The sequence below is a fragment of the Aeromonas sp. s3 genome (assembly GCF_040907805.1).
GTDB lineage: Bacteria > Pseudomonadota > Gammaproteobacteria > Enterobacterales > Aeromonadaceae > Aeromonas > Aeromonas dhakensis.
Genome location: NZ_JBFOCQ010000028.1, coordinates 1 through 24,712, shown reverse-complemented (window position 1 = coordinate 24,712; position 24,712 = coordinate 1). Strand labels below are relative to the sequence as shown.

General features: G+C 62.8%; 27 protein-coding genes and 1 other RNA gene. 18 read left to right on the top strand and 10 right to left on the bottom strand.

Translation table 11 applies throughout. The annotated features are described in order from the left end of the window. Positions 1-34: 34 nt before the first annotated feature. Complete coding sequence (locus AB5Y98_RS15210) at positions 35-1,174, bottom strand: M20 family metallopeptidase (RefSeq protein WP_368232201.1); 1,140 nt, start codon at positions 1,172-1,174, stop codon at positions 35-37. A gap of 84 nt (positions 1,175-1,258) precedes the next feature. Beyond that, positions 1,259-2,635, bottom strand: a complete 1,377-nt coding sequence (gene dcuC, locus AB5Y98_RS15205) for a C4-dicarboxylate transporter DcuC (RefSeq protein WP_042007840.1) — start codon at positions 2,633-2,635, stop codon at positions 1,259-1,261. Between the two features lie 286 nt (positions 2,636-2,921). Here dcuC and AB5Y98_RS15200 point away from each other — a divergent pair, with 286 nt between their 5' ends. From AB5Y98_RS15200 to AB5Y98_RS15160, 9 genes are all read left to right on the top strand, one after another. Next, on the top strand, positions 2,922-3,236 hold the full coding sequence (locus AB5Y98_RS15200) for a hypothetical protein (RefSeq protein WP_005298999.1): 315 nt from the start codon (positions 2,922-2,924) through the stop codon (positions 3,234-3,236). A gap of 317 nt (positions 3,237-3,553) precedes the next feature. Then, positions 3,554-4,465 carry a LysR family transcriptional regulator gene (locus tag AB5Y98_RS15195; protein ID WP_017783426.1) on the top strand — a complete coding sequence of 304 codons (912 nt, stop codon included), beginning with the start codon at positions 3,554-3,556 and terminating at the stop codon, positions 4,463-4,465. Positions 4,466-4,661: 196 nt separating this feature from the next. Continuing rightward, on the top strand, positions 4,662-5,012 hold the full coding sequence (locus AB5Y98_RS15190; RefSeq protein ID WP_201892239.1) for an ArsC family reductase: 351 nt from the start codon (positions 4,662-4,664) through the stop codon (positions 5,010-5,012). Between the two features lie 9 nt (positions 5,013-5,021). Then, complete coding sequence (gene dapE / locus AB5Y98_RS15185) at positions 5,022-6,149, top strand: succinyl-diaminopimelate desuccinylase (protein WP_337076533.1); 1,128 nt, start codon at positions 5,022-5,024, stop codon at positions 6,147-6,149. Then, positions 6,146-6,835, top strand: a complete 690-nt coding sequence (locus tag AB5Y98_RS15180; protein WP_094698264.1) for a M15 family metallopeptidase — start codon at positions 6,146-6,148, stop codon at positions 6,833-6,835. Before dapE ends, AB5Y98_RS15180 begins: the two co-directional genes overlap by 4 nt. Next, complete coding sequence (locus AB5Y98_RS15175) at positions 6,832-6,978, top strand: hypothetical protein (RefSeq protein ID WP_005298986.1); 147 nt, start codon at positions 6,832-6,834, stop codon at positions 6,976-6,978. The genes AB5Y98_RS15180 and AB5Y98_RS15175 overlap by 4 nt, the downstream gene beginning before the upstream one ends. 270 nt (positions 6,979-7,248) lie before the next feature. Then, positions 7,249-8,976: a potassium/proton antiporter gene (locus tag AB5Y98_RS15170; RefSeq protein WP_005298984.1), complete on the top strand. Its 1,728-nt coding sequence runs from the start codon at positions 7,249-7,251 to the stop codon at positions 8,974-8,976. A gap of 39 nt (positions 8,977-9,015) precedes the next feature. Beyond that, the gene (locus AB5Y98_RS15165) at positions 9,016-10,119 is read left to right on the top strand and encodes a beta-N-acetylglucosaminidase domain-containing protein (protein WP_368232200.1); all 1,104 of its coding nucleotides are present in this window, start codon (positions 9,016-9,018) and stop codon (positions 10,117-10,119) included. Between the two features lie 33 nt (positions 10,120-10,152). After that, positions 10,153-11,361, top strand: a complete 1,209-nt coding sequence (locus tag AB5Y98_RS15160; protein WP_216972581.1) for a sodium:proton antiporter — start codon at positions 10,153-10,155, stop codon at positions 11,359-11,361. Between the two features lie 86 nt (positions 11,362-11,447). Here AB5Y98_RS15160 and AB5Y98_RS15155 read toward each other — a convergent pair whose 3' ends face one another. After that, positions 11,448-12,236, bottom strand: coding sequence for a DUF1460 domain-containing protein (locus AB5Y98_RS15155; protein WP_368232199.1), 789 nt, complete (start codon positions 12,234-12,236; stop codon positions 11,448-11,450). A 208-nt stretch (positions 12,237-12,444) separates the two neighbouring features. Next, entirely contained in the window at positions 12,445-13,077 is a 633-nt protein-coding gene (locus AB5Y98_RS15150) for a LysE family translocator (protein WP_010634529.1), read from the bottom strand. A gap of 164 nt (positions 13,078-13,241) precedes the next feature. On the opposite strand from AB5Y98_RS15150, the gene AB5Y98_RS15145 reads away from it, so the two are divergent. The 3 genes from AB5Y98_RS15145 (at position 13,242) to AB5Y98_RS15135 (ending at position 15,866) form a co-directional block, all read left to right on the top strand. Continuing rightward, the gene (locus AB5Y98_RS15145) at positions 13,242-14,864 is read left to right on the top strand and encodes a methyl-accepting chemotaxis protein (RefSeq protein WP_368232198.1); all 1,623 of its coding nucleotides are present in this window, start codon (positions 13,242-13,244) and stop codon (positions 14,862-14,864) included. Between the two features lie 178 nt (positions 14,865-15,042). Continuing rightward, positions 15,043-15,573: a DUF1523 family protein gene (locus AB5Y98_RS15140; protein WP_005298974.1), complete on the top strand. Its 531-nt coding sequence runs from the start codon at positions 15,043-15,045 to the stop codon at positions 15,571-15,573. After that, positions 15,570-15,866, top strand: coding sequence for a helix-turn-helix domain-containing protein (locus tag AB5Y98_RS15135; RefSeq protein ID WP_005298972.1), 297 nt, complete (start codon positions 15,570-15,572; stop codon positions 15,864-15,866). The genes AB5Y98_RS15140 and AB5Y98_RS15135 overlap by 4 nt, the downstream gene beginning before the upstream one ends. Positions 15,867-15,974: 108 nt before the next feature. Here the strand turns inward: AB5Y98_RS15135 and AB5Y98_RS15130 are convergent, their stop codons facing one another. Together AB5Y98_RS15130 and rihA are read right to left on the bottom strand one after the other, a co-directional pair. Beyond that, positions 15,975-16,445 (bottom strand): hypothetical protein, encoded by a 471-nt coding sequence (locus AB5Y98_RS15130; protein ID WP_005298971.1) that lies wholly within the window; start codon positions 16,443-16,445, stop codon positions 15,975-15,977. A 34-nt stretch (positions 16,446-16,479) separates the two neighbouring features. Further along, complete coding sequence (rihA, locus tag AB5Y98_RS15125) at positions 16,480-17,415, bottom strand: pyrimidine-specific ribonucleoside hydrolase RihA (protein ID WP_368232197.1); 936 nt, start codon at positions 17,413-17,415, stop codon at positions 16,480-16,482. A 164-nt stretch (positions 17,416-17,579) separates the two neighbouring features. On the opposite strand from rihA, the gene AB5Y98_RS15120 reads away from it, so the two are divergent. Beyond that, positions 17,580-18,344: an RluA family pseudouridine synthase gene (locus tag AB5Y98_RS15120; RefSeq protein WP_164464939.1), complete on the top strand. Its 765-nt coding sequence runs from the start codon at positions 17,580-17,582 to the stop codon at positions 18,342-18,344. A 124-nt stretch (positions 18,345-18,468) separates the two neighbouring features. Here AB5Y98_RS15120 and udp read toward each other — a convergent pair whose 3' ends face one another. Further along, positions 18,469-19,224: a uridine phosphorylase gene (udp, locus tag AB5Y98_RS15115; protein ID WP_005298967.1), complete on the bottom strand. Its 756-nt coding sequence runs from the start codon at positions 19,222-19,224 to the stop codon at positions 18,469-18,471. Between the two features lie 391 nt (positions 19,225-19,615). On the opposite strand from udp, the gene yiaY reads away from it, so the two are divergent. The 3 genes from yiaY to AB5Y98_RS15100 all read left to right on the top strand — a co-directional run bounded on the left by yiaY (position 19,616) and on the right by AB5Y98_RS15100 (position 22,002). Continuing rightward, positions 19,616-20,767 (top strand): L-threonine dehydrogenase, encoded by a 1,152-nt coding sequence (gene yiaY, locus AB5Y98_RS15110; RefSeq protein WP_024942879.1) that lies wholly within the window; start codon positions 19,616-19,618, stop codon positions 20,765-20,767. Positions 20,768-20,903: 136 nt separating this feature from the next. After that, a complete protein-coding gene (locus AB5Y98_RS15105; RefSeq protein WP_005298963.1) occupies positions 20,904-21,242 on the top strand; it encodes an outer membrane protein assembly factor BamE in 339 nt (112 codons plus the stop codon). Positions 21,243-21,366: 124 nt separating this feature from the next. Continuing rightward, entirely contained in the window at positions 21,367-22,002 is a 636-nt protein-coding gene (locus tag AB5Y98_RS15100; protein ID WP_368232196.1) for an NAD(P)H-binding protein, read from the top strand. Positions 22,003-22,085: 83 nt separating this feature from the next. On the opposite strand, the gene AB5Y98_RS15095 is transcribed toward AB5Y98_RS15100, so the two are convergent. After that, on the bottom strand, positions 22,086-22,433 hold the full coding sequence (locus AB5Y98_RS15095) for an RnfH family protein (RefSeq protein ID WP_368232314.1): 348 nt from the start codon (positions 22,431-22,433) through the stop codon (positions 22,086-22,088). Further along, positions 22,426-22,860, bottom strand: a complete 435-nt coding sequence (locus AB5Y98_RS15090; protein WP_201988454.1) for an SRPBCC family protein — start codon at positions 22,858-22,860, stop codon at positions 22,426-22,428. The genes AB5Y98_RS15095 and AB5Y98_RS15090 overlap by 8 nt, the downstream gene beginning before the upstream one ends. A gap of 169 nt (positions 22,861-23,029) precedes the next feature. Here AB5Y98_RS15090 and smpB point away from each other — a divergent pair, with 169 nt between their 5' ends. After that, positions 23,030-23,518 (top strand): SsrA-binding protein SmpB, encoded by a 489-nt coding sequence (smpB, locus tag AB5Y98_RS15085; RefSeq protein WP_025201963.1) that lies wholly within the window; start codon positions 23,030-23,032, stop codon positions 23,516-23,518. A gap of 179 nt (positions 23,519-23,697) precedes the next feature. Next, positions 23,698-24,057, top strand: a transfer-messenger RNA (tmRNA) gene (gene ssrA / locus AB5Y98_RS15080). Between the two features lie 175 nt (positions 24,058-24,232). Here ssrA and AB5Y98_RS15075 read toward each other — a convergent pair. Then, positions 24,233-24,712 (bottom strand): IS3 family transposase (locus AB5Y98_RS15075; protein WP_368231650.1); only part of this gene is annotated, 480 nt, incomplete at its 5' end.

The following is a 24,712-nucleotide window of genomic DNA, read 5'->3' as shown; positions in this document are numbered from 1 at the left end:
AGGCGATGGCCTCCCGTTTTGCTCTTCATGCTGCCTATCTTGCCAGCTTGCCCAGCACCCGCTGCAACAGGCGGATGCGCGGCTCGATGCTCTCCAGCAGCAGGAACTCCACCTCCGAGTGGAAACCGCCCCCCATGGGGCCGAAGCCATCCAGCGACGGTACCCCGGCCGCAGCGGTGAAGTTGGCATCGGAGCCGCCACCGGCCTCCAGCCAGTTGAAGGTGATCCCCTCCTCTTTCGCCGCCGCCTCCACCAGCGCCATCAACGCCTCGGTGTCGCCGCTCGGGCGCATCGCCGGCTTGAAGCTCTGACGATCCACCTCGACCCGGCAACCGGCGAGGAAGGGGTTGTTGGCCATGAAGGTGAGCCGCTCGTGCACGGCGGCCGCTTCGTCATTGCTCCAGAAGCGCAGGTCAACGATCGCCTCGGCAAAGTCCGGCACCACGTTGACGCCGGTCCCTCCCTGCACCACCCCCACGTTCATGGTGGTGCCGGTATCGAGGTTGACCTGCTGGTTGATGGCGAGCACCCAATGAGCGAGCTCCGTGATGGCGGAGATCCCCTCGCTCAGCGCCGAGCCGGCGTGGGAGGCCTTGCCGTGGAAGGTGATGCGGTACTTGGCATTGCCCTTGCGGGCGCTGATGAGATCCCCATTGGGGCGGGCCGCCTCGGCCACCAGCACGCAGCCACTCTGTCTGGCCTTCTCCACCAGCCACTCCTTGGACCAGGGGGAGCCTATCTCCTCGTCACAGTTGCAGCAGACCAGCACCTTGAGCCTGGCCAGCACGGCCGGGTCCATCCCTTTGAGGGCATCCCAGGTGGAGAGCAGGCCGCTCTTCATGTCCGACACACCGGGGCCAAAGGCCTGATTGCCTTCCACTTTCAGCGGGCGCTTGGCCGCCGTGCCCTCGGGGAAGACGGTGTCCATGTGGCCCACCAGCATCACGTCGTAATGGCTGGCGCCAGGGGCATTGGTTGCCTCGAGGCAGGGGCCGCACTCGGCGGCAAACTGGTGGCGAGTCACCTGCCAGCCGATGGCCTCATATTTCTCGGTCATGATGTCGGCCACCGTCGCCACCCCGGCCGGGGTGCGGGTACCGCAATCGAGGTTGATGAGGGGGGCCAGATCCGCCAGGTAGGCGTCCAGAGAAAAAGCGTTGCGAGAGTCTGTCATTGTCATCTCCTGGGACAGGTGGGCACGCCTCCCGTCCGACAGCCGAGTGAAAGGGGCGTACGACCCGTGTCGTCCGCCACCCGCTTACATAAACAGCAGATAGTTGAGGGTCAGCGCCGTCACCAGGGCACCAGCCATGGGCACGCAGGTGCGCTTGACCACCACGAAGGGGGAGACCTTGGCGATGCCCGCGCAGGCGATCAGCACAGCCGCGATGGGGGAGACGGTGCGGCCTATGCTGGAGGCGAGCTGCATCGGCAGCAGCATGGTCACCGCCGGCACCCCGAACTTGGCCGCCACCGCGGGGGCCAGGGTCGAGAAGCTCAAGAAAGCCGCGTTGCCCGAGCCCATGATGACCGCCGCCACCATGATGAGCCCCACCATCACCAAGGTCATCAGGCCACTGCCGATGCCGGCATTGCTGGCCGAGTGCAGCAGGGTATCGATGGCGCCGATGGCCTTGAGGGATTCGGCAAACAGCTCGGCACAGACGATGAGCGCCACCACGGGGCCGAATACCTTGCCCATGCCGTCGAGGAAGCTGGAGAGCCCGGCAAAGGCGCTGCGCACCGAGCGGGTACGCAGCAGCTCGCACAGCATGCCGATAAAGACCGACAGCAGCATGGCCACCTCCACGCTCATCTTGATGTCGCTCACCAGCAGCTTGGAGAAGGTCATCATCAGCACGAAGGGGATGATGGGCAGCAGGCAGTACCAGGTCGGTGCGGGCACCTCGTCTGCCCCTTTCTCGTCCAGCTCGGCGTGCTCGCCGCGATGCTGGGCCGGATCCCAGCCATCCTGGCGGTCACAGTGCCGCTGCCAGAAGAAGTGCAGCACCATGGTCACCAGCAACATGGGGGCCACCAGCCAGATCTGGTAGTCGACGAAATAGCTGGTGGGATCCATGCCAGACTGGCCGGCGGAGAAGATGGCATTGGTCTGGGTCGGGCCAATCTCGAACGCCTGGGAGGTGGCGATGACGCCGCAGGCGGAGGCCGGGCTGATGCCGAGGTTGCGCATCACGGGGTACATGGTGACCATGAGCAGCAGGCCAAGGCCGGTGGCGGAGGTGACGAACAGGGAGACGAACACCGCCACCAGGTAGCAGATGGCCAGCATCAGGTAGCTGGACTGGATGCCCGCCACCGGTTTGACCGCCACCCGCACCAGTGCCTGGGAGGCGCCGATATGGGACATGTAGGTGGCAAAGCCGGCCACCGCCATGATGGTGAGGCCGAGCCCCGCCGCCCGGTAGGAGAAGATCCCCTTGAACACCTCGAACAGGTCGAACAGGGCGAAGCCGGTGCTCTTGTCGGCGGGCAGAATGGGGTGCAATCCCAGCCAGTAGGCAACGGTGAAGATGGCCATGCCGGCCAGTGCCAGCACCGCCTGCGGGTTGTAATCCTTGACGATGCCGTAGACCACGGCCAGCAGGACGAGCAAGACGAAGACGAGTTCCAAATATTCACTCCTGATAAAGTTATCGAGGAGCGAAATCTAGTGGTCTGACCGCGCTTTCCCATTGATCCCTGTCAAGAAAGATGGCTTGACCGCACTTCGATAAAATAAAATGCTACACACTTAACAAAAAACGGTCTTTTAAACTAAAGGCAAACCTTTAGAATCCCTTTGCCACGCGTTCTGGCGAATAACCTCAGGCTTTTTTGCTTTGGATCAACGTCAGGGGCCAGTGAACTGGCCAAGATGCGCAACGACACACAGAGACCGTTTCGCGCCGGAGAGAGTTATGACAGACCGAGCCACCGCAGGCATGACGACCTGCGACTACAAGCTATGGGACATCCTCGTCGAGTCTGCAAAGGAACGCACCACCATTCGTTACTCCAAGCTGGCCAGGCAGGCCGGGCTGGAGAATTGCCAGGATGAGCTGCGCACCCTGCTGCAACGCATCCGCATGTACTGCACCGAGCACCAGTTGCCGATCCTCTCCGCCATCGTGGTGGACGATGTGGGCAAATATACCGGCCTCTCCTCCAGTCTGCCGGACGCCCCCTGGGAGCGGGCCAAGGTGTTTGACTACCAGTGGCCGGTTGCGCCCTGAGTGCTCAGCCCCTCACCATAACGCGCCCACCGGCGCGTTTTGTACTTCTTCGGGCCCCCTTTTTCCTGAACCGCAGGCAAAAAAAACCCGCCGAGACGGCGGGTACTAAGCAAGCAACGCTCTGGATGACCAGAGTAAAGAGTTCAGGCTGTCGAATCTTGCCACCTCCGGCACCACGCGAAAGAGGTAACAGGACAACATGGGTTTGCATAAATCGCTGATTTACCCAAGCTTCATGCTGACCATCGACGGGAAATGAGACTAAAGTGAAGGCCCTGCTTAAGGAAATGATTTATTAGTATTCCATTATGCACAGAATGAATTTACGAGGCGTCGACCTCAACCTGCTGGTAGTGCTCAAGGCACTGCTGGAGGAGCGCAACACCACCAAAGCCGCCGAACGGCTCGCCATGAGCCAACCGGCCGTCAGCCGGGCACTGGCCCGCTTGCGTCTGCTCTATGATGATCCCCTGCTGATCCGCACCCCCCAGGGCATGGAACCCACCGCTCGGGCGGAGGCCTTGCTGCTGCCGCTGCGGGAGATCCTGCGCGACATCGAACAGACCTTCAGCCCGCCCGAGCAGCTCGACCCCGCCCAGTTCGAGGGGGTGCTGCGCATCGGGGCCCACACCTATGTGGAGTACGTGATGATGCCGAGCCTGCTGGCCCGGCTGCAGCAGCAGGCGCCCAACCTGCGCATCCACATGGTGCCGCTCAATGCGGACTACGAGAGCCAGCTCGACGAAGGGGTCATCAGCATGGTGATCAGCAAGCAGGACGAGGTGCCCGGCCGTTTTCGCCGCATCCCGCTGTTCGAGGACAAGCTGATCTGCGCCGCCCACCGCAGCCACCCGCTGCAGGGCCAGGTGCTGTGCATCGAATCCTTCGCCCAGGCTCAGCACCTGCTGGTCGCCCCGCGCGGCAGCGAAGGGGGCATCGTCGATGATCTGCTGGCCGCCCACGGCATGACCCGACACACCCCCTTGATCGTGCAGAGCTTTCTGGCGGCCCCCTTCATCCTGCCCTGCGCGCCTCTGCTGCTCACCTCCCCCGCCCGGGTGCTGCGTCCGCTGATGCCGCTGCTGGATCTGGTGGAGTACGAAACCCGCTTCGCCCTGCCCACCTTCGAGGTGAGCCTCATTCGCCATCGTCGCGACGACAACAACGCCATGCTCAACTGGTTCGAATCCGAACTGCACCTCTGGTGTCGCACCCAGAGCGAACTCTGATACCCGCCGGCGCGTCCTGCGCCGGGTACTTTTCCCCTCTTCCCAGGCCCGACCAGCGCCTCGCCCCACCTCCCCCATGCGCATCGGCGTTGCCTTGGGATCGCCACAATGCCAGAATCGAGCCTCTTCTTGATTTCCCGTTTCAGGACTCAAGTTTCGGCTTTCCGGGCCCATGCCCGCAGACAAAGGACTCCCCATGGCCACCACCCTCTATGGCATCAAGAACTGCGACACCATCAAGAAAGCCCGCAAGTGGCTGGAGCAGGCCGGCATCGACTACCGCTTTCACGACCACAGGGCCGACGGTCTGAACCCGGCCGACCTCGACCGCTGGCTGGACCAGCTTGGCTGGGAGGCGCTGCTCAACAGCCGCGGCACCACCTTTCGCGCCCTGCCGGACGAGGCCAAGCAGGGGCTCGACACCGCCAAGGCGCGCGCCCTCTTGCTGGAGCACCCGGCCATGATCAAGCGCCCGCTGCTGGACAAGGACGGTGAGCTGACCCTGGGCTTCAAGGCCGATCACTACCAATCCCTCTTCTCTCGTTAAGGAAAAACGATGTCGGATGTCATCGCACTGGCCAAGGATCTGATCCGCCGCCCCTCCGTTACCCCGCTGGATGAAGGGTGTCAGACCCTGATGGCGGAGCGCCTCGCCAAGCTCGGCTTCGTCATCGAACCCATGGTGTTCGAAGACACCACCAACCTCTGGGCCCGCCGCGGCAGCGAGGGGCCGCTGTTCTGCTTCGCCGGCCACACCGACGTGGTACCCGCCGGCCCGCTGGACAAATGGCACACCCCGCCGTTCGAGCCGACCATCCAGGATGGCGTGCTGTACGGGCGCGGCGCCGCCGACATGAAGGGCTCGCTGGCCGCCATGGTGGTGGCGGTCGAGCGCTTCGTGGCCGAGCATCCGGATCACGCAGGGTCGATTGCCTTCCTCATCACCTCCGACGAGGAGGGGCCCTTCATCAACGGTACCACCCGGGTGATCGACACCCTGGAAGCCCGTAACGAGAAGATCCGCTGGTGCATCGTCGGCGAGCCCTCCTCCACCAACCTGGTGGGGGACGTGGTGAAGAACGGCCGGCGCGGCTCCATCACCGGCGATCTGCTGGTGCGCGGGGTGCAGGGCCACGTCGCCTACCCCCATCTGGCGGACAACCCGATCCACAAGGCGGCCCCGGCGCTGGCCGAGCTCGCCGCCATCGAATGGGATCAGGGCAACGCCTACTTCCCCCCCACCAGCTTCCAGATCGCCAACATCCAGGCGGGCACCGGCGCCTCCAACGTCATTCCCGGCGAACTGCACGTCCAGTTCAACTTCCGCTTCAGCACCGAACTGACCGACCTGGATATCCGCGAGCGGGTCGAAGCCCTGCTCGAGCGGCACGGTCTGGATTACCAGATCAAGTGGACCCTTTCCGGCCAACCCTTCCTCACCGACACCGGCAAGCTGCTGGCGGCGGCGGTTTCTGCCATCGAGGCGGTCAACGGCCAGCAGCCGGCCCTGCTCACCACGGGGGGAACATCCGATGGACGCTTTATCGCCCCCACCGGGGCGGAAGTCATTGAGCTGGGCCCGGTCAACGCCACCATCCACAAGGTGAACGAGTGCGTGAAGGCGGACGATCTGGATCTGCTGGCAGACATGTACCAAGGGGTGCTCGCGAGGTTGCTGGCATGACCCAGGATCAGCTGCTGGGCCAGGATGAGGGTCACCTCATCCTGGTGGGGCAAGGCCCGCACCGGCTGACGGCCGCCACCGCGGCGGCCTTCAACGACATGCAGGTGGCCGCCGCCCACGCCGGCTTCAACCTGCAGCCCGCCTCCAGCTGGCGGGGCTTCGAGCGCCAGCTCGCCATCTGGAACGGCAAGTGGCGCGGCGAGCGCCCCCTGCTCGATGCCCATAGCCAGCCCATCGACGCCCTGCAACTGAGCGACGAGGAGCGGCTGCACGCCATCTTGCACTGGAGCGCCCTGCCCGGCACCAGCCGTCACCACTGGGGCACAGATCTCGACATCTACGACCCGGACTGCCTGCCCGCCGGCACCAAACTGGCGCTGGAGCCCTGGGAGTATGAAGAGGGGGGCTGGTTTGCCGACTTGAGCGAGTGGCTGGAGGATCGCATGAACGACTTCGGCTTCTTCCTGCCCTATGCCAAGCCGGCCGGTGCCGGCAGCGGCGTCGCCTACGAGCCCTGGCACCTCAGCTTTGCGCCTGAGTCCCGCGAGCAGCGGCTCGACCCGGCCGCGCTGGCACTTTGCCTGCAACAGGCGGATATTGAAGGCAAGGCGACCATACTGGCCAACCTCGACGAGATCCTGGCCCGCTATGTCACCCTGGCCACCGACGAAAGGAGTAGCACATGAACCTCTGGCTCTGGATAGGCTTGCCCCTGCTCTTCCTGCTCGGCCTGTTTCTCAACGCCATCAAGGACATGAAGCGACTGGAGAAAGAGCTGCCCCGCTACAAGGACAAGATCCGGGAAGTGAAGGACGACGAGGACGACTGACGACCTCCGTCAGCAGGGGCCCGGCGTGGGCCCCTGCCGTTTGCAGTCCGCTGCGGCGCTCATCTTCCCTCCTGTGCCCATTTTGTGAACATCCTCACGTTGCCGACCTCTCTGATCACCCCGCTGACCCCCTTTTGATGGCCAGAACCCTTCGCAGCAATCGCACTGAAAATGTAAAAAACTGCAAATAAATGCACAATTAAGCCACACAGAGCCGGTCAAACTGCATATAATGTGCCTGATTTGCATTTTGACAGAAGGAGTTCCCCATTGGATGCCGTCACCATCAACAGTTTCTTCCTCGTCGCGGCCTTGTTGGTGGGTGCCAGTGTCCTGTTGAGCGCGCTCTCCTCCCGTCTCGGTATCCCCATCCTGGTGATCTTCCTCGCCGTCGGCATGCTGGCCGGTGAGGACGGCCCCGGTGGCATCCACTTCGCCGACTACTCCATCGCCTACCTGGTGGGCAACCTGGCGCTCGCCATCATCTTGCTGGACGGCGGCATGCGCACCCGGGTCTCCTCGTTTCGAGTCGCGCTCTGGCCCGCCCTGTCGCTGGCCACGGTCGGGGTGGCCATTACCACCGGCCTGACGGGCCTCGCCGCCGCCTGGCTGTTTGACCTCAACCTGCTGCAGGGGATGCTGATTGGCGCCATCGTCGGCTCCACCGATGCGGCGGCGGTCTTCTCCCTGCTCGGCGGACGCAGCCTCAACGAACGGGTCAGCGCCACCCTGGAGATAGAGTCAGGCAGCAACGATCCCATGGCGGTGTTTCTTACAGTCACCCTGATCGAGGTGCTGGCCACCGCCCAACAGGGGCTGGATGGCGGCTTTCTGCTGCTGCAACTGCTCAAGCAGTTCGGGCTGGGAGCCGGCATCGGCCTTGGCGCCGGCTGGTTGCTGTGGAAGCTCATCAACAGCGCCCGGCTGGCCCCCGGCCTCTACCCGCTGCTGACCGTGAGCGGCGGCCTGCTCATCTTCGCCCTCACCACGGCGGTGGGTGGCAGCGGCATCCTGGCCATCTACCTCACCGGCCTGTTGCTCGGCAACCTCTCCCTGCGCAGTCGCAGCACCACCCTGTCGGTGCTGGACGGCCTCACCTGGCTCAGCCAGATCGGCATGTTCCTGGTGCTGGGGCTGCTCGCCTCCCCCCACAAGTTGCTGCCCATCGCCCTGCCGGCGCTGGCGCTGGCCATGTGGATGATCCTGTTCGCCCGCCCCATCTCGGTCTGGATAGGCCTGCTGCCGTTCAAGAACTTCGCCCCCCGCGAGCGCTGGTTCATCTCCTGGGTGGGGCTGCGCGGCGCGGTGCCGATCATTCTGGCGGTGTTCCCCATGATGGCGGGGCTGCCCAACGCCCAGCTCTACTTCAATGTCGCCTTCTTCGTGGTGCTGGTCTCGCTGATCCTGCAGGGCAGCTCGCTACCGCTGGCCTCCCGCCTCGCCCGGGTCGAAGTGCCGGCGCCCCCCTCGCCCATCAACCGCTCCGGGCTCGAGATCGATCTCGACAGCCAGTGGGAGACCTTCGTCTATCGCCTGAGCGACGAGAAGTGGTGTATCGGCTCGCCGCTGCGGGATCTGCGCATGCCCAAGGGCACCCGCATCTGCGCCCTGTTCCGCGAGCAGGAGCTGCTGCACCCCTCTGGCAGTACCTGTCTGCAATCGGACGACATCCTCTGCGTCATCGGCCACGAGCGCGACCTGCCGGCCCTCGGCCAGCTGTTCAGCCAGGCGCCGGAGCAGGATCTGGGCCCGCGCTTCTTCGGTGACTTCCTGCTGGAGGCGGCCGCCAAGCTGGTGGATCTGGCGCCGCTGTACGGGCTGGATGTGAGCGAGGTGGCGGATCAGACCCTTGGCCATTTTATTGCACAGCAGTTGGGCGATAATCTGGTGGTCGGCGACCACGTCGAATGGCAGGGGCTGATCTGGACCGTAGCCGAAATGGAAGAGGGTGAACCCCGCAAGATAGGGGTGCGTTTTCTGGAAGAAGATCCGGTCTGATCGCCGTCTGCCTCGTCCTCTGCGAGAAGGGAGTTATCTATGCCTTACCAAACCCTGTTGTCCGGCCTGCAGCCCCCTTCGCCCAACCTGGGGGTGATCGAGGGCTTCTTTGGCAAGGGCTGGGGCTGGGAAGCCCGCGCCCGCTACGCCCAGTGGCTGCCCCGCCACGGTTACGGCTTCTATCTCTATGCCCCGAAAGAGGATGGCTATCTGCGCAAGCACTGGGCCAAGCCCTGGCCTGCCGCCCAGCTCGAGGCGCTGCGCCAGCTCGCCCGCCAGTGCCGTGACAACGGCCTCGCCTTCGGGGTGGGGCTGAGCCCCATGGGCGCTCACCACGACTATGCCCGCCAGCGGCCGGCCCTGCTGGAGAAGGTGCGGCTCATCGAGGAGGAGCTCAAGCCCGACATCCTGGCGATCCTGTTTGACGACATGAAGGGGGATACCCCGGATCTCGCCCACTGGCAGCTCACCATCACCCACGACATCGCGGCCCATACCAGTGCCGGCCGGCTGCTGTTCTGCCCCAGCTACTACAGCACGGATCCTGTGCTGGAGAAGGTGTTCGGCGCCATGCCCCCCCACTATCTGCAGGATCTGGGGCAGGGGCTGGATCGGCGCATCGACATCTTCTGGACCGGCCCCAAGGTCTGCTCCAGCGAGTACCCGGCAGCCCACCTGCGCCAGACGGCCGAGTGGCTGCACCGCAAGCCGTTCCTGTGGGACAACTACCCGGTCAACGACGGCAGCAAGGCCAGCAGCTTCCTGCACCTGCGCGCCTTCGAAAACCGCCCGGCGGAGTTGGCGGATCTCGTGAGCGGCCATGCAGTCAACCCCATGAAGCAGGCGGCGCTGTCGGCCCTGCCGCTGGCCACCCTGCCCATGAGCTACAAGCTCGGCAAGCAGTACGATCCGGACAAGGCGCTGCACGCCTCCCTCAACGCCACTTGCGGCCCGCAGATCTCCGCCATGATCCAGGCTGACCTGCCGCTGTTTCAGGACATAGGGCTGGCCCAGCTGACCCCTGAGCAGGTGACTCACCTCAAGGCCCGCTACCTGCCGTTTCGCGACCAATCCTGCGTAGACGAGATCCTGCGCTGGCTCGATGGCGAGTACGTGTTCGACCCGGACTGTCTCACCGACTGATCCCCACCCAGGCACATTGCCACAGGAGGCAGCATGGACGCGTCCCTGATTTACCAGAACCTGGCGGTGATCGCCGCCTTCCTGCTCATCTACAGCCTGATCGCCGGGCGCTTTGAATCCCGCCTCATCAACGGCCCCTTGCTGTTCTTGCTGATGGGCTGGCTGCTGGGGCCGGGCGGCATCGAGCTGCTCTCCCTCTCCATCGACAGCGACGGCATCAAACTGCTGGCGGAGCTGACCCTGGTCATAGTGCTGTTCAGCGATGCGGCCAACACCAACTGGCAGGTGCTGCTGGCCAACCGCAGCCTGCCCATCCGGCTGCTGCTGATCGGCCTGCCGCTCACCCTGCTGGCCGGCACCCTGTTCGGCCGCTGGATCTACCCGGACCTGCCGCTGCTGGAGCTGGCCATCCTCTCCACCATACTCGCCCCCACCGATGCGGCGCTCGGCAAGGCGGTGGTGAGCAACCCGGCGGTGCCCGCCCCCATCCGGGAGGGGCTCAACCAGGAGAGCGGCCTCAACGACGGCATCTGCGTGCCCGTGCTGCTCCTGCTGCTCGCCCTCATCGCCCCCACCGAGCAGCACAGCGGCACCGGTCTGCTGGCCATCACCCTGCTGCTGGAGGAGATCGGCATCGGCCTGCTGGTGGCCTGGGGACTCACCACCTTCACCCTGCGCCTGCTCAAGACCTCCTACCTCAACGGCTGGCAGCTGCCGCTCTGGCGCCAGCTCACCATGCCGGGGCTGGCCCTGCTCTGCTTCGCGCTGGCCCAGACCCTAGGTGGCAGCGGCTTTATAGCCGCCTTCGTCGGCGGCCTGCTGATGGGCCGCAAACTGGGGGAGCACAAGCACGCCTACCTGGACAGCTGCGAGGGTTACGGGGATCTGCTCTCGGTGGTGATCTGGATGGTGTTCGGCGCCACCCTGATGCCCATGCTGGCAGAGCTGCTGCACTGGCAATACTGGCTCTATGCCGCAGCCAGCCTCACCCTGCTGCGCATGGTGCCGGTCTGGCTGAGCCTGCTCGGCACCGGCCTCAAGCTCGAACTCAAGCTCTTCATCGGCTGGTTCGGGCCGCGGGGACTGGCCAGCATCGTCTTTGCGGTGATGGTGCTGCAAAACGAGCCGGCCCTCCTCGGCCAGCGCCCCATCATCGCCACCGTGCTCTGCACCATCATACTGAGCGTCATCCTGCACGGTCTTAGCGCCAATCCCTGGGTCGCCCGCTTCAAACCCCGTTGAGGGGCACCGCCAACAAAAAGCCCCGGGCACTGCCCGGGGCTTTCTTTTGTCAGGCGCAAGGCGTCCATCTCGGCCAGGGCCCCTCCCTAGGAGCTCGCGTCCTCGGCCTGCGGCCGATAGACCAGGATCCCCGGCTTGTTCTGCACATACTCCAGGAAGGGAGAGTCCACCACCTGCATCTTGCTCGAGAGGGAGGAGGCATTGCGCAGCACGGGGCCGTTCTCGCCACGGATAAAGATGCCGGTGTGAGTGACGTCGAGCCCGGCCAGATCGGTGTAGATGCCGATGTAGTCCCCCTCCTCCAGCAGACTCAGGGTGTTCTCGTCAATGCTGGCGGAGGGAATGTAGGTGATGTCCCGCGCCGTCACCCCCAGCCCCGGAATGTAGTGGCCGCCGTCCGCCTTCTGGTTGAGCAGCTTGGCCGTGGTCACAGCGGCGCCGCCCACCAGATGGGTCACATCGCTCACCTTGTTGTCACCATGCACCCAGTCTGAGAAGAAATGCTTTCTGGTCAGATAGTTGACCTCACCGTTCACGTAACGAGTGTGCATCAGGTTCTCGATGAAGTGATGCACACTCGTTGCGCGACGCAGCGACTCGACATAATCCAGATAGGTGAAGCAATCGAGCCCGCCAAAATCCACCACCAGCTTCTCCTGCTCCTCGTTCGACCCCACCAGCCGGTTGGCCACATAGGGGTTGCCCAGAAACAGGCTGGAGAAGGTCTTGATCGTCTGACCCGGCGCCCCCTGCTGGCGGGCAAACAGCTCGATAAGTTGCGGCTCCTTGATGTTGTAAAAATCGAGGTTCCTCTCTTTGCCGGCAGCCGCCGCGCCGGCAAACAGGAGCAATGCGATACTGGTCAGCCTCATCATCCTTAAATCTCCTTGCTCGGAATGTTAATAAACGGACCCTGTGCACTCTCTCGCAGGGGCAAGAGAATGCCATTCGAGACTGACGGCATCCTGGCCGTTTGCAAACCGGATAAATGTAAGCAAATGTGGCCGACCGCCCGCCAGCATACGAAAAAGCCCCGCATGGCGGGGCTTCTCGGCAGTAACAGACCAGCTGGCAAGTGCGGTATCAACCCAGCGCCAGCCAGACCCCGACAAACAGCATGAGAGAGCCGGCAATCCGGTTCATCAGGGTGACGTTGCCGCTCTTGGCGAGGAAGTGGCGCAGGGTGCGACCGCCACTGGCGTAGAGCAGCAGACAGGAGAACTCGATGAGCAGGATCAGGGCCACCAGGGCGCTGATCTGGGGGGTCATCGGCTTGGCCGCATTGATGAAGGGGGGCAGCAGGGAGACCATGAAGGCCCACCCCTTGGGGTTGGCGATGGCAGTAACGAAGCCCTGCATGGCCAGCGCCAGCGGCCGCGTCTCCTGGGCTGCCGACAGATCCGCCGGGATCGCCAGCTTGCCCTTGGCCTGCCACATCTGGATGCCGAGCCAGATAAGATAGGCGCCGCCCACGTACTTGAAGGCGGCAAACAGCGCCGGGTAGTTGAGCATGACGGCCGCCACCCCGATCACCGACAGCACAGAGACCAGGCCGACTCCGATGAGCTCGCCCCACATCATGTGCAGGGTGCGGCGCACCCCCAGACTCATGCCGAGGGTCATCGCCAGGGTCATGCACATGCCGGGGGTCACGGAGACAAAAAAGAACGTGGGAATAAACAGCGCCAAAATGGCAGGATCGATCCAGTCGGACACACAACACCTCCATGGTAACAGACCGACGATCTTGCCTATCACACTCATTTAACACAAGAAAAAACCTTTTCAAATAGCCGGTTTTGCACCTTAAAAACCTGTGACAAGCTTTGTCGCGCCTGTGTAAGATGCCGCCTTGTTTCTCTTTTGGGTCAGGATCTTTCATGTCATTGAATAATCTCTCTATCCGTCTGCAAGTACTCATCCCTCTCCTGCTCGCCAGCCTGTTGATGATCCTGATGATCGGGATCGGCAAACAGGACATCGACCGCGCCATCGACGACATGAACGAGACCACCGCCAGCGTGACCCGTCACAAGGACGACATCGCCACCCTGATCCACGCCACCTACCGGCTGCGCACCAACGCCATCTACGGCCTCTACGATCCCGCCCGCTTTGCCCAGCTGCCCAGCGAGCTCTCCGCCGTCGAGCAGGAGATAGGTGCCATCCTGGCCAGACTGGCCATCGCCGGCGCCGAGCAGGACAACAGCCGGGTCGCGGCCGCCCTGCAGGCCTACCTCGGCCACACCCGCAGCAACATGCTGCCGCTGCTGGCCGCCAAGCACCAGGGCGGCGGCGATCCTGCCGCCTATGAGCAGGCCCGCCTGCGCTTTCGCGATCTGGGGGAAGATCTCATTAAGCAGATCGATGCCATGTCCGCCCACGTCAACCAGCTGATCCTGGCTGAAATTGCCGAAGAGCAGGCTCACTACCATGCCACCCTGCTGCGCACCCTGCTGCTGATGGCGGCCAGCCTGGCCGCCGCCCTGTTTGGCGGCTGGTGGCTCTCCGGCCGCATCGTGCGCCCCATCGGTCAGCTGCAGCAGGTGATGCGCGCGGTGGCCCAGGGCCGCTTCAACGTGCGCGCCGCCAGCGATGGCAACAACGAGCTGAGCCAGCTGGCCGCCGACATCAACCAGACCCTGAGCCAGCTTGGCAGCACCATCAACACCCTGACCGGCATCAGCGGCAACGTGGCCTCCGCCGCCACCGAACTTGCCGCCGTGATGACCCAGGCAGAGGTCAATGCCCAGCAGCAGCGCGGTGAGACCGAGCAGGTGGCCTCCGCCGTCACCGAGCTGGCCAGCACCGCCGACAACGTCAACCACAACGCCGCCCTGGCCGACGAGCTGGCACGCGATGCCAACCAGCGGGTCGAAAAGGGGCTGGCACTGTTTGCCGAGAGCATTCAGGCCAACAGCCGGATGGCTAACAGCCTGGAGAGCGCCGCCTCCGTGGTGGCCAGCCTCAAGTCCCAGTCCGAGCAGATCGGCAAGGTGATCGAGGTCATCCAGGGGATTTCCGAACAGACCAACCTGCTGGCCCTCAACGCCGCCATCGAGGCCGCCCGCGCCGGTGAAACCGGTCGCGGCTTTGCGGTGGTGGCCGACGAGGTGCGCATGCTGGCGGCCCGCACCCAGGACTCCACCAAGGAGATCCAGGCCATCATCGAGCAGCTGCAGAGCCAGTCTCTCTCCGCCAACAACGGCGTGCAGGATACCCTGGCCATCCTGGCCCACAACCAGCAGCTCTCCGGCCAGGTGCAGGATCTGCTGGGCGGCATCACGGAGGCGGTCAACCAGATCAACGGCGCCAACGCCCAGGTGGCCACCGCCGCCGAGGAGCAGTCCTGCGTCACCGCCGACATCAACCGCAACATCACCAACATCCACGAGATCGTGAACCAGAACGCAGCCGGCATCAGCCAGAGTGCCGCCGCCAGTCACGAACTGTCACAGCTCGCCGAGCAGCAGCGCAAGCAGCTGTCCCAGTTCCAGCTGTGACACACACCCACTGACCAGATAGAGAGGCCCCGCACGCGGGGCCTCTCTGTTAATGACGCTGACGACTTGTTATTGTTTTAAACGCTATTTTTTATGATCAGGCTTCATTGGGGGCTGGGCTACCTCACCAAATATGGGTATGGTAGAGGCACGTCACTCCCCCTCATGCGAGATCATCATGAAGCTGTCCTTCAAGAAACCGGCCTTCATCGGCCTCGGGCTCATCGCCCTCGTCACCGCCATCTGGCTCGATTTCTATCTGCCGGAACACACCATCGCCACCATCACAGGGGTGGAGGTGAAACGCACCGACAAGGATGGCCCCATCAGCCAGAAGAACCCGGCCGACGGCCCCACCACCGACGTTTACTACATCTATACCGAGCGTCCCGGCGAGAAGATCCGCGTGTTCCGCAACGAAGACACCGAGTGGGGCTGGCCCTTCTACTTCAAGTTCAACGCCGCCGACGTGCAGGCCAAGGCCAAGTCGATGGAGTTCGAAAAACGGCTGGCCATCATCACCTCCTACGGCTGGCGCATCAACATGTTCTCCATGTTCCCCAACGTCACCAAGATTGAGAGCACCGAGCCCGACGCTTCCACCTGGAGCTTCTTCCGCTGGTTCTGGTTCGGCATCTGGGCCCTGGTGATGGGCAAGGCTGCCATCGCCACCTGGCGCTACTTCGATCGTCTCGAGGACGAGATATGAGTGAGCCGAGCAAGACGCGCACCAGCTTCTATCGGCGGCTCTACGTGGCATGGCTGATCAGCCAGGGCACGGATACGGTGCCGGCCATCATGGAGGCGACCGGCATGCCGCGCCGCACCGCGCAGGATACGCTCAGCGCCCTGGCCGAGCTGGACATCAGCTGCGGCTTCGAGCAGACCGAGGGGGCTCGCCATCTGCAGGGGCACTATCGCATCAGTGACTGGGGGCCCATCAATCCCGCCTGGATAAAAGCCCAATTACCGGTTATCAAAGAGACGCTGGGTTACCCCTGAAACCACAGACTTGATCGTCTGTGACTGGGACCAATCCGCCAGATAGAAAGAGGGCCAGCCGACAAGGCAGGCCCTCTTTCTATCTCTACCAAGGCGTCGGCCTTGTTTCTACTCGGGGAAAGGCTCCTCCGGCAGCGACTCCTGGCTCTCGCCCCGGGTGCAATCGATGATGGAGCGTTTGGGGTTGTTGGGATCGCGCAGCAGCAGGGGGGCCAACCCTTCATCGTGCTTCTGCTCGTCGGAAAACTCGCTGCCGTAGGCGTTGTGGGTAAGCCGGCGCGCGTTGGCGATGGGGGTATCCACGAACAGGGCGTGCACCTCGAAGGTGGAGGCCGGAATGAGAAAACCACTGATGGGCAGGCCGTGCAGCTCCTGGCGGGTCTTGTACCAGGCGAAGCCGTCCGCCACCTTGTAGGGGGTGTAGTGGTTGAGCTGCGGGTGTGCCGGCTTGCCCGTCTCGCTGTCGAGATAGAGATCGTCCAGCTCGCAGGTCGCCAGCCCCTGCCACATCGACTCGAACGGCGTGGCACACCCCGTCAGTTGCAACCCGGCCAACAATGCCAGCCCTGTCTTCCACATCGCTTCGCCCCTTCTTGCAAGAGTGGAACTGCGTTCAGTCAAAGGCCCGCAGCCGCGTGACCAGCAGATCGATAAAACCGGCCCGATCCAGCCCCAGCAGCACCAGCGCATTGGCCGGCTTGCCGGTCAGACCGTAGCGATCCACCACCGTCATGCCGCTAGTATGGGTGCCGCCTGTCTCGATATCGACCCGGCACTCGACCCCGTGGAACAGCGCGGGAGCCAGCAACCAGACAATGGTACAGGGGTCGTGCAGCGGGGCGCCAGCAAATCCCCACTTGGGATCCCGGTGGTAGATCATGAAAAAATCGAGCAGACCGGCCACGCACTGGGCCACCGGATTGGTGATGGCGCGTACCCGTTCGATATCCTCGTCCATCACCTGCGCCTCGTGGGTCACGTCCAGCCCGCACATGGTGATGGGGAGCCCCGACTTGAACACCATATCGGCCGCTTCCGGGTCCACATAAATATTGAATTCCGCCGCCGGGGTCCAGTTGCCGGCTCCCGCCGCACCGCCCATCAGCACGACGCGGGCGATCTTGGATTTGAGCTCGGGGTGGGCCGCCAGCAGCAGGGCGATGTTGGTGAGCGGGCCGGTCGGCACCAGGGTCACGGGCTCAGGGCTCTCGCGCAGGCACTTGGCCATCAGCTCGAGGGCGGTCATGGCCACGGGGGCAAAGGCAGGATCCGGCAGTTTGGGGCCATCGAGGCCCGACTCGCCGTGGACGTTGTCGGCGATGATAAGCTCGCGGGCCAGCGGCTTGGGAGCCCCCGTCGCCACCGGAATGTCGTCACGCCCCAGCAGGGTCAGGATGCGCAGGGCATTGTTGAGGGTCTTGTCCGGCGTCTGGTTGCCCGCACTAGTGGTGACCGCCAACACCTTGAGCTCGGGGCTGGCCAGCGCCAGGATGAGGGCGATGGCATCATCGTGGCCGGGATCGCAATCGAGAATAACGGGCAACGCCATGGACAGGCTCCTTACAACATGACAGGGAGCCATACCTTAGCAAGCCGCGGCCGCATTAACTCTGGAAGGGGTCACAAAACGGCCCCTTCCCTGCGTTATCAAGCAGTTAGTCACAAGACGAGAGCCGCTTCTGCAGTTATTCGCCGCGCCCCGCCGGTTCGGGTATGATCCCCCTCCCTTTTCAGACCGTGCGCCCCATGTCCGCCATCATCGACACCTTCATCGCCCCGCCCTGTGCGGCCGCCATCGAGATCCTGTTTGAGGATGAGCACCTGCTGCTCATCAACAAGCCGAGCGGCCTGCTGAGCCTGTCGGGAAAGAACCCGCAGAACCTCGACTCGGTGCACCACCGGCTGGTGCAAGATTATCCCGGCTGCGCCCTGGTCCATCGCCTCGATTTTGGCACCTCGGGGATCATGCTGGTGGCCAGGAACAAGGCCATCAACGCCCTGCTCTGCCGCCAGTTCAGCCAGCGCACGGTGAGCAAGGCCTACAGCGCCCTGCTGTGCGGCCATCTGGCCGAAGACGAGGGGGTGATCGATGCTCCCATCGCCAAGGATCCGGCGCTGTTTCCGCTGATGAGCATCTGCGCCGTCAGCGGCAAGCCCGCCCGCTCCCGCTATCAGGTAATGACGCGCCTGATCTGCCAGGTACAGGGCGACGCCGTACCGCTGACCTCGGTGCGGCTGGTACCGGAAACCGGTCGCACCCATCAGCTGCGCATCCACAGCCAACAGCTGGGCCATCCCATCCTTGGCTGCGATCTCTATGGCGGCCTGCTGTCGCCCGGCTGCGAGCAGGCGCCGCGACTGATGCTGCACGCCAGTGAGCTCGACTTTGTTCACCCGATCAGTGACGAGCCGATGCGGATCCGCTGTGAGGCACCCTTTGAGCAGGCGCTGGCGGCCATGACGGGGCAACAGGGATAACTCAGAAGGAAATAGAGGGGAAAAAGAGAAGGGGAAAAGCGGTAAACGGCGGATAAAGATAGGGGCCGTGCTTTCGCAACGGCCCCCACCCCCCACTCGGTACTCTTTGTTACAAAGAGGGCTATCAGATCAGCTTGCGGGCAGCGCCCAGCACGATCTTGATGGCATCAGATTCGGTCTTCGCCATGGTCTCGGCGTTCGGGATCTCTTGCTGGGTACGGTTCACGATGACACCGGCCACCATGCCGGCGCGCAGGCCCTGGCTGGAGCACATGGTCAGCAGCGTCGCGGACTCCATTTCGAAGTTCAGCACGCCCATGGATTGCCACTCTTTCATGGAACCCTGGAAGCGTTGTACCACGCGGCCGGAGAAGGTGTCGTAGCGCTCCTGACCCGGATAGAAGGTGTCAGAAGAGGCGGTAACGCCCACGTGCAACTTGGAACCCAGCTCCTTGGCGGTGTTGACCAGCGCAGTGGTGCAGTCGAAGTCGGCCACGGCCGGGAACTCCATTGGCGCGAAGTGCAGGCTAGCACCGTCGAGGCGCACGGAGCCGGTGGTGACGATCACGTCGCCCACGTTCAGGTGCGGCTGGATGGCGCCGGTGGTGCCGATGCGCAGGAAGGTACGGATGCCCAGCTGAGCCAGCTCTTCCACCGCGATGGAGGTGGACGGGCCGCCGATACCGGTGGAGCAGATGATCACGGCCTTGCCGTCCATCTCGCCACGCCAGGTAGTGAATTCACGATGGCTGGCCAGGTGCACCGGGTTATCCAACAGCTCTGCGATGCGCTTCACGCGCTCGGGGTCACCGGGGACGATCGCCAGGGTGGCGCCTTGCAGATCCGCTTTTTTCAAACCCAAGTGAAATACATCAGACATAGTGGACTCCTGGTTGCTCCCCACCAGCATGGTCAGGGGCAAGTTAAGGTGATTCTTTATGGTACTTTCAAGCCTTCACTCCCCTCGTCGGGGAGGCGCCAACTATGGTCGAAAGCGCTTTCCAATTCCTTGAAGCATCTCACACTTCCTTGCATTGACAGCCACAAATTCGGCGCAAAACGTTTGCTAACTTGATGAATTAATTGAAAAACGTTTTTCTGTTCGCGAACAGGCTAGCGCGCTTGTCAATCCCTGTCGCGGCCCATGTTTCCGGTACGTGATCGAGTCCATAAAGTTGCAAAGCAGATACTATTGACCCCTTTTCATCCCCCCTGACGGTGCTATGTTGGCGCCCGTATACCACTTAATGGCTAATCATACGGAGTCCATCATGGCGACATTCAAGTTCTACATTCCCGCAATCAACCTGATGGGAGCAGGCTGCCTGCAAGAAGCGGCAGCCGATATCAAGGGTTATGGCCATCGCAAGGCGCTGATCGTCACCGACAAGATCCTCAACCAGATTGGCGTGGTCGCCAAGGTGGCCGGCCTGCTGGCAGAACATGGCATTGAAAGCGCAGTTTTCGACGAGACCAAACCCAACCCCACCATGACCAACGTGGAAGCGGGCCTGGCCATGCTCAAGGCCAATGGCTGCGACTGCGTCATCTCGCTGGGGGGCGGCTCGCCCCACGACTGCGCCAAGGGCATCGCCCTGGTGGCCGCCAACGGTGGCAGCATCAAGGATTACGAAGGGGTGGATCGCTCCGCCAAGCCACAACTGCCGCTCATCGCCATCAACACCACCGCCGGCACCGCCTCCGAGATGACTCGCTTCTGCATCATCACTGACGAGGCCCGCCACGTGAAGATGGCCATCGTCGACAAGCACGTCACCCCGCTGATGTCGGTCAACGACCCCGAGCTGATGCTGGCCAAGCCGGCCGGCCTCACCGCCGCCACCGGCATGGATGCGCTGACCCACGCCATCGAGGCGTATGTCTCCACCATCGCCACTCCGGTGACCGATGCCAGCGCCATCATGGCCATCCAGCTCATCGCCAAACATCTGCGCACCGCGGTCAATCAGGGCGACGATCTGCACGCCCGCGAACAGATGGCCTACGCCCAGTTCCTGGCCGGCATGGCCTTCAACAACGCAAGCCTGGGTTACGTGCACGCCATGGCCCACCAGCTGGGCGGCTTCTACGACCTGCCGCACGGGGTGTGCAACGCCGTGCTGCTGCCCCACGTGCAGGCCTACAACGCCCAGGTGTGCGCCGGCCGCCTGAAGGACGTGGCCCGTCACATGGGGGTGGACGTGAGCGCCATGACCGATGAGCAAGGGGCCGCCGCCGCCATTGCCGCCATCCAGCAGCTGGCCCGCGACGTCAAGATCCCGGCCGGGCTGGAGCAGCTCGGCGTCAAGGCCGACGACTTCAACGTGCTGGCCGAGAACGCCCTGAAAGACGCCTGCGGCTTCACCAACCCGAAACAGGCGAGCCACGACGAGATCGTCGCCATCTTCCGCGCCGCCATGTAAGGGGCGCAATGGGCAGAAAGGGTCGCATGGCGGCCCTTTTTATTGGCTGATGGATCAATGGCTTTTTACTTCCGTAGAGGGAGCCGGTATGATTTGCCGAGCTTAAAAAGACTTGAATGGATGATCTGAACTCGATATGCGGATGAAACACCTGATTGCCGCGGCCCTGACCGCCCTCACCCTGTCCGGTTGCAGCCTGGTCTATCGCATCGATATTCCCCAGGGCAACTATGTGGAACAAAAACAGGTCGACAAACTGCGCCAGGGCATGACCCGCGAGCAGGTCGAGTTCGTGCTGGGCTCTGCCATGCTGCGCGATGGCTTTGACCCAAACACCTGGTACTACCTCTATGAATTCCAGCCGGGGCGCGGCGAAAAAGAGCGCAAGGAGCTCACCCTGACCTTCGTCAACGACAGATTGGCCACGGTCACCGGCGACTTCCCGCTGCCAGCGGCCTTCCATACCCCGCTCTGATCCCATCCACAAAACCGGCCTCGCGCCGGTTTTGTTTTATTGCCGCCGGCCACCCATTACCCCCTTGCAGCGGGCAGCCCCTCGTCCAATACTGGCCTCGATTCAATCACACAGGGAGAGCAGCATGAGCCGGATCCTGATCGCCGGAGCCAGCGGCCTCATCGGCCGCGAGCTGGTGCGACAACTGCCCGCGGAGCATGAACTGACCCTGCTCTGCCGCAAGCCAGGAGAGCAGCAGCCCGCCCACCACTGGCTGCCGGTCAATTTCGATATGCTGGCCGAGGTGAATCTGCCCGAGCTGGTGGATCTCGCCTTCTGCTGCCTTGGCACCACCCGCAAGGAAGCGGGCTCCGCCGAGGCCTTTCGCTGGGTCGATCTCGACTATGTGCTGGCCTTTGCCGAGCTGGCCCGTCGCCACGGCTGCCAGCGGCTGGTGGTGGTCTCGAGCCTGGGGGCCAACCCGCACTCACCCGCCCTCTATCCCCGTACCAAGGGGGAGATGGAGCAGGCCCTGCTGGCCCAGCCCTGGCAGCGGCTCGCCATCGTGCGTCCCGCCATGTTGCTGGGGGATCGCCAGCCGCCGCGCCGCTCGGAGCAGTTTTTCCAGGCCATCTACCCTTTGCTGAAACCACTGCTGGTAGGCAGGTTGCGCCGCTGGCGCGCCATCGAGGTCGGCCAGGTGGCCCGCGCCATGATAGCCCTCTCCCGCCAGCCCGCCGGCTGCGAAGTGGTCGAGAACGAACGGCTGCTCCAGCTGTAACGAAGCGCCCCGCTTGGCGGGATGACGGGATCAAAAAAGGCGCCAAGGCGCCTTTTTTAGATGCGGTGTCGAGCCAAAGGCTCTCAGTCGGACTGTTTGCGGTTGGCATTGGGCCGGCCGCCGGTCACCACGTCGGCACGCCCCTCCTCCTTGGCCTTCTCGGCGCGCTTCTTACGCATCTCCTTGGGATCGGCGATCAGCGGACGGTAGATCTCGATGCGATCGCCATCTTGCAGCAGCTCGGCGCCCTTGACCGGTCGGCTGTAGATGCCGAACTTGTTGACCGCCAGATCGATCTCGGGGTGCTTGCTCATGATGCCGGACTGCTCGATGGCGGCCTGCACCGTCGTGGTCGGCGCCACCCGCAGCCGCAGCACAGTCTGTTTCTGAGGCAGGGCATAGACCACTTCGATATTGAGTTGATCAGGCACCATACACCACCTTGGCGCGGTTGGAGAAGGCCAGCACCATGGAGCTCACCAGGTCGCGGAAGATCTGGCCAAACGCCAGCTCGATGAGTTTGGAGGTGAACTCGAAGTCGAGATCGAACTCCACCTTGCAGGCATCCACGTCCAACGGGGTGAAGGTCCACCAGCCCGCCAGCTTGCTGAAGGGCCCCTCCACCAGCTCCATCTTGATCTGCCGATTGGCCTCGAGCTGGTTGCGGGTGGTAAAAGTCTTGGCAATCCCGGCCTTGGCCACATCGACCGACGCCGTCATATAGTCATCACCGGTCTCGTGGACACGGCTACCGACACAACCGGGCAGGAACTCCGGATAGGCGTGAACATCATTGACCAGCCTGAACATCTGTTCTGCGCTGAACATCACCAGGGCACTGCGAGTAATACGGGGCATGGCTTTTCCTCATCCAATCGCCGCGATTTTATCACCATGTTTGCGCTTTTGGAGGTAAAACCTCGGTCAAACTGCTCATAAAGCCATCAGTTGACCCGCTGCGCGTTTTACAGCCGCCCTTGCCCACGTATAATGCCCTCCTCCCAGTCATTGCCGGAAATCGCCCGTCATGAGCAAAAAAAACAGTAAAAACAAAGCCGGGTCCAACACCATTGCACTCAACAGAACCGCGCGCCACGAATACTTCATCGAAGAGAAGATCGAAGCGGGTCTGTCCCTGCAAGGGTGGGAAGTCAAATCCCTGCGGGCGGGCAAGGCCAACATCAGCGAAGCCTATGTCATCTTCCGCGATGGCGAGGCCTACCTGTTCGGCTCCAGCTTCCTGCCACTGCAGGCTGCCTCCAGCCACGTGGTGTGCGACCCGACCCGGACCCGCAAACTGCTGCTGAGCCGTCGTGAACTCGACAAGCTCGAAAGTCTGATCGCCCGTCAGGGCTATACAATCGTGCCGCTCGCCCTCTACTGGAAACAGTGCTGGGTCAAGGTCGAAATCGGCCTGGTGAAGGGCAAGAAAGAGCACGACAAGCGCGAAGACACCAAGGCCCGCGAATGGGATCGGGAAAAAGCCCGCATCATGAAGAACAAGCACCGCGGCTAATCCGCTTGATGCTGCAAGGTCCGGGCTCCTGCCCGGACTTTTTCTTTTCCGGCCCGCCGCTTACCCGCTCCCGCCAGGCGTGCGCACAATAAATCGGCAAACGGAGCAACACCCTGCGGGAATGACCATCAACGCCTTGCCATGGCAGGATTTTTGCGTACAATCCCTCTTAACAACTTGGGGCTGATTCTGGATTCGACAAGATTCACGAAACCCAAGGTGCATGCCGAGGTGCGGTAGGCCTCGTTAATAAACCGCAAAAAAATAGTCGCAAACGACGAAAACTACGCACTGGCAGCTTAATAACCTGCGCAGAGCCCTTCTACCCTAGCTTGCCTGTGTCCTAGGGAATCGGAAGGTCATCCTTCACAGGATCGTGTGGAAGTCCTGCTCGGGGCGGAAGCATTAAAACCAATCGAGCTAGTCAATTCGTGGCGTGTCTCTCCGCAGCGGGTTGGCGAATGTAAAGAGTGACTAAGCATGTAGTGCCAAGGATGTAGTAATTTTGGACGGGGGTTCAAATCCCCCCAGCTCCACCAAATAATGTTCCGGCCGGGAACGAAGAAGTACAGAAACCCGCATAGCGTAAGGCTTTGCGGGTTTTTTGTTGTCCGTAAAAGTCCGAGGGAGTCGCCAGAAGCCAGCTCATTTAGTACCATTATTAGTACCACAAGGGCTGTGGTACTAAATTCGGTGGTGTAGTGGTTGTAGTGGTCAACTAAATCCGGACACTTGGTTAGGCCGATCTTCGGCTTTTGCTGGCGGTATCCCGTCATTGTGTTGATGTGGACGCCGCCAGTTGTAGTAATCCATCAGGTAATAACTGATATCCCGTTTCGCTTCCCGCAGGCTCATGTATCCCGTCACAGGGAGCCACTCTGACTTCAGGCTCCTGAACAACCGCTCCATCGGGGCGTTATCCCAGCAGTTACCACGACGACTCATGCTCTGGGTCATGCGATAGCGCCACAGCCGTTGCCGAAATGCCCGGCTGCCATATTGGCTGCCCTGGTCGGAGTGAAACAGCACGCCTGATGGGCAACCTCGTTGCTGATAGGCCATCTCGAGCGCTTTTACTGCCAGCTCTGCATCGGGCTTGTCAGACATCGCCCAGCCCACGACCCGGCGGGCATGGAGGTCAAGCACAGCTGCCAGGTAATGCCAACGGCCACCGGTCCAGACGTAGGTGATATC

Bases quoted from the DNA above. Each gene is read 5' to 3' on its own strand.
- AB5Y98_RS15175 (WP_005298986.1), top strand. From the start codon at position 6,832: ATGAACCTCTGGCTCTGGATAGGCTTGCCCCTGCTCTTCCTGCTCGGC.
- AB5Y98_RS15195 (WP_017783426.1), top strand. From the start codon at position 3,554: ATGAATTTACGAGGCGTCGACCTCAACCTGCTGGTAGTGCTCAAGGCA.
- AB5Y98_RS15120 (WP_164464939.1), top strand. From the start codon at position 17,580: ATGATCCCCCTCCCTTTTCAGACCGTGCGCCCCATGTCCGCCATCATC.
- AB5Y98_RS15200 (WP_005298999.1), top strand. From the start codon at position 2,922: ATGACAGACCGAGCCACCGCAGGCATGACGACCTGCGACTACAAGCTA.
- AB5Y98_RS15160 (WP_216972581.1), top strand. From the start codon at position 10,153: ATGGACGCGTCCCTGATTTACCAGAACCTGGCGGTGATCGCCGCCTTC.
- AB5Y98_RS15105 (WP_005298963.1), top strand. From the start codon at position 20,904: ATGCGGATGAAACACCTGATTGCCGCGGCCCTGACCGCCCTCACCCTG.
- dapE (WP_337076533.1), top strand. From the start codon at position 5,022: ATGTCGGATGTCATCGCACTGGCCAAGGATCTGATCCGCCGCCCCTCC.
- AB5Y98_RS15155 (WP_368232199.1), bottom strand. From the start codon at position 12,236: ATGATGAGGCTGACCAGTATCGCATTGCTCCTGTTTGCCGGCGCGGCG.
- smpB (WP_025201963.1), top strand. From the start codon at position 23,030: ATGAGCAAAAAAAACAGTAAAAACAAAGCCGGGTCCAACACCATTGCA.
- AB5Y98_RS15145 (WP_368232198.1), top strand. From the start codon at position 13,242: ATGTCATTGAATAATCTCTCTATCCGTCTGCAAGTACTCATCCCTCTC.
- AB5Y98_RS15135 (WP_005298972.1), top strand. From the start codon at position 15,570: ATGAGTGAGCCGAGCAAGACGCGCACCAGCTTCTATCGGCGGCTCTAC.
- AB5Y98_RS15210 (WP_368232201.1), bottom strand. From the start codon at position 1,174: ATGACAGACTCTCGCAACGCTTTTTCTCTGGACGCCTACCTGGCGGAT.
- AB5Y98_RS15130 (WP_005298971.1), bottom strand. From the start codon at position 16,445: ATGTGGAAGACAGGGCTGGCATTGTTGGCCGGGTTGCAACTGACGGGG.
- AB5Y98_RS15165 (WP_368232200.1), top strand. From the start codon at position 9,016: ATGCCTTACCAAACCCTGTTGTCCGGCCTGCAGCCCCCTTCGCCCAAC.
- udp (WP_005298967.1), bottom strand. From the start codon at position 19,224: ATGTCTGATGTATTTCACTTGGGTTTGAAAAAAGCGGATCTGCAAGGC.
- rihA (WP_368232197.1), bottom strand. From the start codon at position 17,415: ATGGCGTTGCCCGTTATTCTCGATTGCGATCCCGGCCACGATGATGCC.
- AB5Y98_RS15100 (WP_368232196.1), top strand. From the start codon at position 21,367: ATGAGCCGGATCCTGATCGCCGGAGCCAGCGGCCTCATCGGCCGCGAG.
- yiaY (WP_024942879.1), top strand. From the start codon at position 19,616: ATGGCGACATTCAAGTTCTACATTCCCGCAATCAACCTGATGGGAGCA.
- AB5Y98_RS15090 (WP_201988454.1), bottom strand. From the start codon at position 22,860: ATGCCCCGTATTACTCGCAGTGCCCTGGTGATGTTCAGCGCAGAACAG.
- AB5Y98_RS15190 (WP_201892239.1), top strand. From the start codon at position 4,662: ATGGCCACCACCCTCTATGGCATCAAGAACTGCGACACCATCAAGAAA.
- AB5Y98_RS15180 (WP_094698264.1), top strand. From the start codon at position 6,146: ATGACCCAGGATCAGCTGCTGGGCCAGGATGAGGGTCACCTCATCCTG.
- AB5Y98_RS15140 (WP_005298974.1), top strand. From the start codon at position 15,043: ATGAAGCTGTCCTTCAAGAAACCGGCCTTCATCGGCCTCGGGCTCATC.